This is a genomic window from Arthrobacter oryzae, from assembly GCF_037911235.1.
GTDB classification, from domain to species: domain Bacteria; phylum Actinomycetota; class Actinomycetes; order Actinomycetales; family Micrococcaceae; genus Arthrobacter; species Arthrobacter oryzae_E.
The window spans coordinates 54,406-63,172 of the sequence record NZ_JBBLYW010000061.1 but is presented as its reverse complement, the minus strand read 5'-3'; the positions used below and the strand labels follow the sequence as shown (position 1 = coordinate 63,172).

The 8,767-nt window shown below is 67.7% G+C and carries 10 protein-coding genes; 4 read left to right on the top strand and 6 right to left on the bottom strand.

Annotated elements, in window-relative coordinates; all coding sequences use genetic code 11:
• Window positions 1–26 precede the first annotated feature (26 nt).
• The 3 genes from WMN78_RS16400 (at window position 27) to WMN78_RS16390 (ending at window position 3,265) form a co-directional block, all read left to right on the top strand.
• Entirely contained in the window at window positions 27–707 is a 681-nt protein-coding gene (locus tag WMN78_RS16400) for a response regulator transcription factor (protein WP_340534795.1), read from the top strand.
• Window positions 708–770: 63 nt separating this feature from the next.
• Complete coding sequence (locus WMN78_RS16395) at window positions 771–2,612, top strand: sensor histidine kinase (RefSeq protein ID WP_340534793.1); 1,842 nt, start codon at window positions 771–773, stop codon at window positions 2,610–2,612.
• Window positions 2,609–3,265 (top strand): response regulator transcription factor, encoded by a 657-nt coding sequence (locus WMN78_RS16390; RefSeq protein WP_340534792.1) that lies wholly within the window; start codon window positions 2,609–2,611, stop codon window positions 3,263–3,265. Before WMN78_RS16395 ends, WMN78_RS16390 begins: the two co-directional genes overlap by 4 nt.
• Before the next feature lie 83 nt (window positions 3,266–3,348).
• Here WMN78_RS16390 and WMN78_RS16385 read toward each other — a convergent pair whose 3' ends face one another.
• Window positions 3,349–3,837: a hypothetical protein gene (locus WMN78_RS16385; protein ID WP_340534791.1), complete on the bottom strand. Its 489-nt coding sequence runs from the start codon at window positions 3,835–3,837 to the stop codon at window positions 3,349–3,351.
• Between the two features lie 206 nt (window positions 3,838–4,043).
• Between WMN78_RS16385 and WMN78_RS16380 the strand changes: the two genes are divergently transcribed.
• Window positions 4,044–4,610: a type 1 glutamine amidotransferase domain-containing protein gene (locus WMN78_RS16380; RefSeq protein WP_340534790.1), complete on the top strand. Its 567-nt coding sequence runs from the start codon at window positions 4,044–4,046 to the stop codon at window positions 4,608–4,610.
• A 120-nt stretch (window positions 4,611–4,730) separates the two neighbouring features.
• Here WMN78_RS16380 and WMN78_RS16375 read toward each other — a convergent pair whose 3' ends face one another.
• The 5 genes from WMN78_RS16375 to WMN78_RS16355 form a co-directional block, all read right to left on the bottom strand.
• Window positions 4,731–4,967 carry a hypothetical protein gene (locus tag WMN78_RS16375; RefSeq protein ID WP_340534789.1) on the bottom strand — a complete coding sequence of 79 codons (237 nt, stop codon included), beginning with the start codon at window positions 4,965–4,967 and terminating at the stop codon, window positions 4,731–4,733.
• A 73-nt stretch (window positions 4,968–5,040) separates the two neighbouring features.
• On the bottom strand, window positions 5,041–5,271 hold the full coding sequence (locus WMN78_RS16370) for a hypothetical protein (RefSeq protein ID WP_340534788.1): 231 nt from the start codon (window positions 5,269–5,271) through the stop codon (window positions 5,041–5,043).
• A 344-nt stretch (window positions 5,272–5,615) separates the two neighbouring features.
• Window positions 5,616–7,286, bottom strand: a complete 1,671-nt coding sequence (locus WMN78_RS16365) for an FAD-dependent oxidoreductase (RefSeq protein WP_340534787.1) — start codon at window positions 7,284–7,286, stop codon at window positions 5,616–5,618.
• Entirely contained in the window at window positions 7,283–8,428 is a 1,146-nt protein-coding gene (locus tag WMN78_RS16360) for an alcohol dehydrogenase catalytic domain-containing protein (protein ID WP_340534786.1), read from the bottom strand. Before WMN78_RS16360 ends, WMN78_RS16365 begins: the two co-directional genes overlap by 4 nt.
• Window positions 8,422–8,724: a YciI family protein gene (locus tag WMN78_RS16355; RefSeq protein ID WP_340534785.1), complete on the bottom strand. Its 303-nt coding sequence runs from the start codon at window positions 8,722–8,724 to the stop codon at window positions 8,422–8,424. Before WMN78_RS16355 ends, WMN78_RS16360 begins: the two co-directional genes overlap by 7 nt.
• Window positions 8,725–8,767: the final 43 nt, after the last annotated feature.

Genomic DNA, 8,767 nt, shown 5'->3' with positions numbered 1-8,767 from the left:
GGAAGCCCGCCCGGAAGCGGCCGTCCGTGGTTGATGCCGCAGGGCGCATCTCGGTGGCGCTCGTGGATGACCAGCCACTCTTCCGTGCCGGAATCCGCATGCTCATCGAGAGCCAGCCGGACATGGAACTTTCGGGGGAGGCAGGCGACGGCGAACAGGCAGTGGCGCTCGCCTCGGATCGGACCCCTGACGTGATGCTGATGGACCTGCGAATGCCGGTGCTCGACGGCGTCACCGCCACACAGCGGATCCTGCAGCAGGCGGATTGCGAGGGATGGAGCAAGCCAAAAATCATCGCCCTGACCACCTTCAACCGCGACCAGGCGGTGGTGGAGGCCGTCCAGGCCGGCGCCAGCGGATACCTCCTCAAGAGCGCGGAACCCGAGTTCCTCCTGGCTGCGATCCGCACTGTCCATTCCGGCTACTCGGTGATTGCGCCCGGCTCCGTCCATGAGCTCTTCCAGCATGCGGCCCGCACGCTGCCCTCAGCGGGGCCGGACCTCTCCGTCCTCGAGGTGCTGTCCGCGCGTGAACGCGATGTCTTCCTGCTGGCGGCCAAGGGGCTGGCCAACGCCGAAATGGCGGACAGCCTGTTCGTCTCCGAGGCCACCATCAAGACGCACCTGCGCAGCGTGCTGGACAAGCTGGGGCTCCGCACCCGGCTCCAGCTCGTTGCCTTTGCCTACGAACGGCGGCTGCTGGGATAGTGCTGAGGGTCTGGCCCGCCGCCCGGCCGCGTGGGATTCTTAAGCTTGGCGGAGGGAAGCACCGTGACTCCCAAGCAACTGGTACTGGTAGTGGCTGCCACCGTGGGCGTCCTGGCCCTGGTGCTGATCTCGATCGACTGGCGGCCGGCGGCCCTGCAGGATCCCGCCCGGACCCTCGGAGTCCTTAACGCCCAGGGTGTCATCCGCTGGGGCGAGAACCCGTCGCGGGCACCGTTTTCCGTGACCGAGCTTTCCCTGTTCATTGCCGTGGGGCTAGCCTTCATCCTGGCCGGCGTGACAGCGTGGCAGACGCGGCCGAACAGGAACCCCGGGCTGCTGCTGGTGGTCGCCGGCCTGCTGTGGCTGGCTGCCGGGGTACGGCGGTCCAGCGATCCCGTCCTGTTTACGGCGGGAGTGGCACTGACGCTCATGTACCAGCCGCCGCTGCTGCAACTCGCCCTGAGCTTTCCGTCGGGAGTCCTGCGCTCGCGGGCGGAACGGGCGGCGGTGGTCTTCTTTTTTGCCGCCTGGGCGGTCATCGCGATGGCCAGCTGGGCGTTCTTTGATCCGCGGCTGCATATCGCTGCAGGGGAGTCCACATCCCACAACCTGCTCCTGCTGCGGGACAGCCCGCAGCTCACCAACGCCATCGGAGACGCCGCCCGGATTGTGCAGGTGGGCATCGGCCTGGCCATCATGGCAGTGCTCGTCTCCCGCTGGCGGGCCGGCTCGCCAGCGTACCGTGCGGCGTTCCTGCCGCTGTGGCTGGCAGTGATCATCAAGACCGCATCCACCGTCTGGGTGTCCCTCGCCGTGGTGCAATTGACCGGCTCCCTCTCCAACGAGGCCCTGCTTTGGCAGTATCCGGCGACGGCGATCGTCCCCCTTGCAGTGTTGCTGGGGTTGTGGCGCTACAGGTTTGCCCGCGGCGCCCTGAGCGACCTGATGGTGGAGATCGGCACGGCGCCGGTCAGCGACCGGCTGGTCCGTGCCCTGCGCAGGTCAGTCCGGGACCCCACCCTCAGCCTGTGGCGGTGGTCGCCTGCGCTGTCCGGATTCGTTGACGACGACGGTGTGGCCCGCGCTGTCCCGGAGGACGGGTCCGGGAGGGCGGCCATGGTGCTCGAACGCAACGGCGTTCCCGTCGGGGCGCTGGTCTTCGACGAAGCACTCCGGGACCAGCCCCAGCTGCTCGCCGCCGTCCGGAGCGCCACGTCCCTGGCCCTGGACAACCAGAGCATGGAGCAGCAGCTGCGGGACCAGCTGGTCGAGGTGCGCCGCTCCCGGGAACGCATTGTCACCGCCGGGGACGCACGGCGTCGTGAGCTTGAACGGGACCTCCATGACGGTGCACAGCAGCGCCTGGTTGCCGTATCCATGGGCCTGGCCAGGGCCCGCCGTGCCGCGGGTCCCGCCGAGATGAAGGAACTTGTGGAGCAGGCCAGCGACGAGCTTGCCGTTGCACTGGCGGAACTGCGGGAGCTGGCCAGGGGCGTCTACCCGCCGTCGTTGCAGGAAAGGGGACTCGGCGGCTCCCTCACGGCGCTCGCGGAGCGCTCTGCGCTGCCCATTGAGCTGGACGTCGACCTGCCGCACAGGCCCCCGCCGCCGGTGGAACTCGCCGCGTACTTCATCTGCGCCGAGGCCGTGACCAATGCGGCCAAGCATGCCCGGGCCTCGAACCTTCAGATCGGCGTCAAAGGCACGGACACCGGACTCAGCCTGAACGTCACGGATGACGGGATCGGCGGGGCGAGCCCCGGAGCCGACGGCGGCCTGCTGGGGCTGGCCGACCGGGCCGCCGCCCTGGGCGGCTCACTGACAGTCACCAGCCCCGAGGGCCGCGGAACAACGGTGGCGGCAACCCTGCCCTTCTCGGCCGATCCAATGGAGGACATGCCATGACCCTGCGCGTAGCCATCGCGGACGACTCGGCGCTGCTCCGCCGCGGCCTTGCCGCGCTGCTCAGTTCCGAGGGACTGGAGGTGGTCTGCGAGGCGGTGGACGCCCGGGAACTCCTGGGATGTGTTGCAGCCCTGCAGCCCGACGTTGCCGTCGTCGATATCCGCATGCCGCCCACCTTCACCACCGAGGGCATCCAGGCCGCCACAGCCATCCGGCGCGACCAGCCCGGCACGGGGGTCCTCCTGTTGTCCCAATATGTGGAGACGGAGAACGCGATGTCTCTGTTCGGCAACGGGGCAAAGGGGCTCGGATACCTCCTGAAGGAACGGGTCTCGGACATCGACGACTTCATCGACGCGCTGCACCGGGTGGCGGCCGGCGGGACCGCCGTCGACCCTGAACTGGTAGCCCGGATGGTGGCCCGGCCGCACAACGGCCACCACCGGGAGGACGAGCTCAGCAGCCGGGAGCGGGATGTGCTGGAGCTGATGGCCGAGGGGCGGACCAACCAGGCGATCGGCAGGACCCTGTTCCTGGGGGAGCGGACCGTGGAGGCGCACATCCGGAGTATCTTCCTGAAGCTCGGCCTGCGCCCCGAACCCGAGGACCACCGCCGGGTCCTCGCCGTGCTCACCTACCTTCGCCAGCAGTAGCAAACCGGCGGCCGCCCCGTGGGGACGGCCGCCGGTTTGCTGGTTGTTCGGACGGAGGATGGGTCGCGCTAGTTGGACCTGCGCTAATTCGACATGGACGTGGTCGAGCTGCTCTTCCAGCCGGTGAACGGCGACCAGACGCCGCCGGTCCCTTCCTGGTGGCGGACCTTGTGGTACACCTCCTCATTGCCGATCTCGGTGTTGGTCAGGGTGCGGACATTGTGGATGATGTGCCAGCCGTTGGTGGGGCCGAGATAGCGGCTGAAGGCCGAGTTGCCCAGATGGTCATCACCGTTGGGCCAGTCGTCGCTTTCCCAGCGCTGCTGCTCGATGTAGACGGAACGGTTGGATGCGCAGTAGACGTTGATCTGGTAGTCCACCAGCTTGGTGCCTGAGGAGTTGAAGCCCGCAAAAGCGGGCTTCTGCGGGATGACGGTGCAGGCATAGTTGGTGGTGGCGGCCTGGGCGGGGGCGGCGAGGGCAACGCCGCCCGCGGCAAGTCCCAGCGTCATTGCTGAAACGAGCGCGATCTTGGCGCGGGAGGGACGGGACGTCTTTGTTCCGGCGGTCATGGACATTTTTCTTGCTCCTGTTGCGGTGATGGTGGTTTCGGCCAGGAATCCTTTCCTGAGGCCGTGTTTCCATGGTGCGCGCGGAGCGGTGTCGCTGACTTCCGTGCTAGCACGGTTTGCCCGGGGTGGAAGGATTGTCAGCTTGCTTATTATTTCCGGCGTTCCTAGTGTTAAAGCCGTAAGGAATCCGGCAAAGAGGAGGACACATGTCAGCGCACAATATTGCAGGCAAGAAGGTTGCGTTCCTGCTGACCGACGGCGTGGAACAGGTGGAGCTGACCAGCCCCTGGAACGCCGTGAAGGAAGCCGGCGGTGAACCCACGCTGGTGGCGCCCAAGACCGGAAAGCTGCAGGGCTACGACGGCACCGAAAAGGGCGAAAAGTTCGACGTCGACATCACGGTGGCCGAGGCCAATGCTTCCGATTTCCATGCGCTGGTGATCCCCGGCGGAGTGGTCAACGCCGACCACCTTCGTGTGGACAAGGACGCCCAGGCCTTCGCCCGCAGCTTCTTTGAGCAGCACAAGCCGGTGGCCTCCATCTGCCACGGGCCCTGGCTGCTCATCGACGCCGGCGTGGTCCGCGGGCGCAAGCTGACCTCGTACCACACGCTGCAGACCGACCTGAAGAACGCCGGCGCGGACTGGAGTGATCAGGAAGTGGTGGTGGACCAGGGCTTCGTGACCAGCAGGCATCCCGGGGACCTCAAGGCCTTCAACGACAAACTGCTTGAAGAGATCGAAGAGGGCGAGCACGCCGGCCAGACTGCGTGACCGGCGGCGGGCGCTGAGCCCGTAACGCCGAAAAGGAGAGGGGCCCGACGGCGGCAAGTGCCGCCGTCGGGCCCCTCTCCTTTTGTGGGGTCTTCCGTTGGTCGTCGTCAGTGACCAGGGTCAGTCGCTGGAGCTGGGCTCCGTGGTGAGTCCCCGGTCGTCCGCGGTTTTGCTGTTCTGTTCTTCCGCCGGTCCCGGCGGTTTGGTGCCTTCAACTCCGGCCGGCCGGGCATCGACAGGGCCGGGCCCGGCGTGGCGGCCGGATGCCTGGGCTGCCGGCTTGTCCCGGGGCACCGGGCTTGACTGGTCCTCGACGCCGTCGCTCACAATGTCTTCGGGCTTGTGTTCGGTGCTCATGGACTGCTCCTGATCTCGCGGTGTGGTCCCACGCTACAGGCGGGGCGGGAGTGCGTACAGGATCGGCGCGGGGCTAAGCCGTCGAAGCCCACTGCCGCAGCTCCCGGGTTTCGCCGTAGGGAACATCGCGGCTCACGGCCACGGTGTAAGTGGAGAATCCCGTCTGGGTGACCAGTACTCCATGGTGCTGTTCCTGCATGGCGTGCCGGAGGGCGATGTCCACGGCACTGTTGAGGTCGTGTTCGATGGTGGCGGGATCGTGGGCAACGATTTCCAGCAGGATGTCTGAGTGGTGCTTGATCATGGGGTGCTCTCTTTCGCGGTGGTGGAATCCGGGCGGGCAGGAATCGGGGAGGCAGAATCCGGGGAGGGCAGAAGGGGGTGCCGGTAAGGCTGAAAGTGATTCGAGCTGAAGGTGGTTCGAAAAGGCCCGGCATTCTGAGATGGGGCGGGGGCCGGCCCGATGTGTCCGGCGGGAGGATCGGGAACGTCTTGCCGTTCCTGCGGATCCACCCTAAGTGTGGCCGACCGACCAGCCGCAAGGCAATCACTTCGGTGGAATTTCTTCTGTGTCCTGCATCACACGCAAAAGGCAAGGGGCCGGCGGCGGTAACTCCCGCCGTCGGCCCCTTGCCCTTTGCCTGGTCCTTAGTGCCCTGAACGCAGCGCCAGGTGCTCGCCCACAGCGAAGGCCCGCGTGATGGCGGACCCCAGCGTGGCACCGCCGCCGGGGTAGTTGTTCCGGAACACGCCGGCAGCGACATTCCCGGCGGCGTACAGCCCGGGGATGGGCTGCCCGCGGCGGTCCAGCACCCGCCCGTCGAAGTCGGTGTCCAGGCCGCCGGAGGTGCCCAGTACCCCGGCAGCTATCGGCACCGCGTGGAACGGGCCGGTGGCCAGCGGCGCAAGGCAAGGGTTGGGGGCGTTGCCGGCATCGCCCAGGAAACGGTCCTGGGGTGTGGCGCCGCGGTGGAACTCGGTATCGGCTCCGGCCGCAGCGTCGGCATTGAACCGGGCCACGGTTGCACTGAGCCCGGCGGGATCGATCCCCAGCTTTCGGGCCAGTTCCTCCACGGTCCCGGCGGACGTCATCCATATGGCCGGCTGCCCGGGCGTTGAGCCGGCCACGGGGTACTTGGCCAGGTACGCGGAGTCGAACACCAGCCATGCCGGATTGTTCTGCTGGCGCCCGGTGTGCGGGTCCACCGAGGCAAACACGCGGCAGGCGTCGTGGTAGTTCAGCGCTTCGTTGACAAAGCGCCTGCCCGCGGCGTTCACCGTGATGGAACCCGGCAGGGTCATCTCCACATTGCCCATCCGGCCGGACTGGCGGCCGTCGTACTGATGCGCCGGTGCGGAGATCACGGGGACGCCCCAGATGGCGGTCATGTCAGCCACTGCGGCCCCGGCTTTGAGGCCCAGTTCCAGCCCGTCGCCCTCGTTGGACGGCGCACTGATGGGCGTCACCGGGAAGGGCAGGAACGCCTGGCGCAGCCGCGGATTCCATTCGAACCCGCCGGTGGCCAGCACGACGGCGGCAGCCGCCACGGTCGTGCTGCCGGTGCCACTCGTGCCCGCTCCGGTGCCGAGCGTGATTCTCCAGCCGCTTCCGGCGGGGACCAGGTCCTCCACCGGTGTATCGGCAACGATCTGGACACCCCGGTCCAGGGCGCTCGCGAGCAGCCGGCCCACCAGCGCCCCGCCCATGGTGCGCACCCCGGTAGCTGCCCGCTTCGCGAGCAGGGCAGGGTCCGCGGCGCGGCCGTTGAGCTCGTCCCGTTCGGTCATGGTCAGGAGCGGAAAGTACGACGACGGCCGGATGGCCGCCGCCAGGCCCGGGTAGCCCGACGGATCGAAGGCGTTGTTGTCCAGGCCGCGTCCGCCGTGGGCGGCTCCGTTCCATTCCAGGTGGTAATCGGGGCGGGCGATCGGGGTCAGGGACACCCGGGTGTTGCTGGTCAGGTATTCGACGGCGCGGGGCGCGGTGCGGACGTACCAGTCGATTTCCTCCGCTGAGAGGACATGCCCGGCAGCTTCCGTGAGGTAGGCGACGGCACGGTCGTGGCTGTCGCTGAAACCGGCCCCGGTTGCCAAGTGGTTGTTCGGCGCCCACATCACCCCGCCGCCGGCGGCCGTGGTGCCGCCCAGCAGGGATGCCTTCTCGGCCACCAGCACGCTCAGCCCGGCGTCCGCCGCGCGGACTGCGGCCACCAGGCCGGCTGCGCCGCTGCCCGCGACCACGACGTCGTACACGGCTTCCAGCTCCTCGGCCGGCGTCAGCACGTTGCGGGTAGTGCCTGTGCTTATGTCCGTGGTCACGCCCGGGCTCCCGCCGGTGCGAGTGCTGCTGCTGCTGATCCGTTGGTTGATCCGGTGATCGATCCCTGGCGGGCGCCGGCCCGGGCGGCTGGACTTCCGGCTGCCGGCATCCCGATGACGATCTTGCCCACCCTCTCGGTGCGGTTGCGCATCACCTCGTACGCCTGCTGCAGGTCCGCGAAGCCGAAGCGGTGCGTCATCAGGGCTTGGGCCTGGTCAGGATGGCGTGCCAGGAGGTCCAGTCCGTCCGGGATCAGGTTGAGGCTGTTACGGCTGCCCAGCAGGTCCAGTTCCTTGAAGGGAATGTCTTTCATGGAGACGGTGGCCGTGCGTGCTGAGATTCCCACCTGCACGATGCGGCCGGCGCTGGCCACCAGGCGTATGGCGTTCTCCAAGGAAGAGGGTGCGCCGGTGGCCTCGAGGACCAGGCCGGGGCCATAGCCGTCGGTCCGGCGGCCCAGGCGCGCTGCCTGCTCAGTGTCGGGGAAGCCGGCGGCGGGGTCGACCAGCAGGGTGTCCGCGGCGCCGAAGAGGCGTGCCAGCTCCAGGCGGTCCGCCTCCGTGTCCGCGCAGACAACGTCCACGCCCAGGTCGGTCAGGTACAGGGTGGCAAGCAGTCCGATGGGGCCGCTGCCCAGGACGAGGGCGGTTTCGCCTGCCGCGGGACGGCCGCGGTTGACGGCCTGCATGGCGATGGATGCAGGTTCGGCCATGGCGGCGAGATCCAGTGCGAGGCCCTCGGGAACCGGGCACAGTTTTTCCACCGGCACGCTGAGCACTTCCACCAGCGCGCCGTCCGAATAGCAGCCGATGCAACTGATGTTCCGGCAGACATTGAACCGGCCCTGAAGGCACGGCCGGCATGTTCCGCAGTAGGTCATGGGGCTGACGGCAACCCTGTCGCCCACGCTGATGCCGGCAGGGTTGTCGACGTTATCGCCAATTGCCTCGACGACGCCGGAGAACTCGTGGCCCTGGACGAGCGGCAGTTCGGTGGGGTAGTCGTCCTCCCAGATATGGAGGTCAGTGCCGCAAAGGGTGACGTGGTGGACCCGGACCAAGGCATGGCCGGGCTCAAGGACGGGTTCAGCCACTTCCTCGTAGCTGATGGTTTCCTTGGCGATAGTGCGTGCGGTCAGCATGACGCGTCCACACGTTCGGCGCCGAAGAAGATGTTCCATTGCCGGATGGTCCGTTCCTCGATCAGGTTGTTGCTGAAGAACGGGTCCTGGTTCATCAGCGCTTCGACGTCGGCTTTGGACCCGCCCCTGAGGATCAGCAGCGCGCCGGGGGCTTCATCGGAGCCGAAGGGGCCGCTGGTGACCAGCCGGCCGCCGTCGAACTGCGTCTGCAGGAATTCAACGTGGCGGGGGCGGTGCTCATCGCGGCGTTCGGCGGTGGCGTCGGAGTAGGCATAAGTGACGGCGAAAGTTGCCATGGTGCGGTGTCCTCTTCATTGAGCGCGGGTGCGATGTCACTCA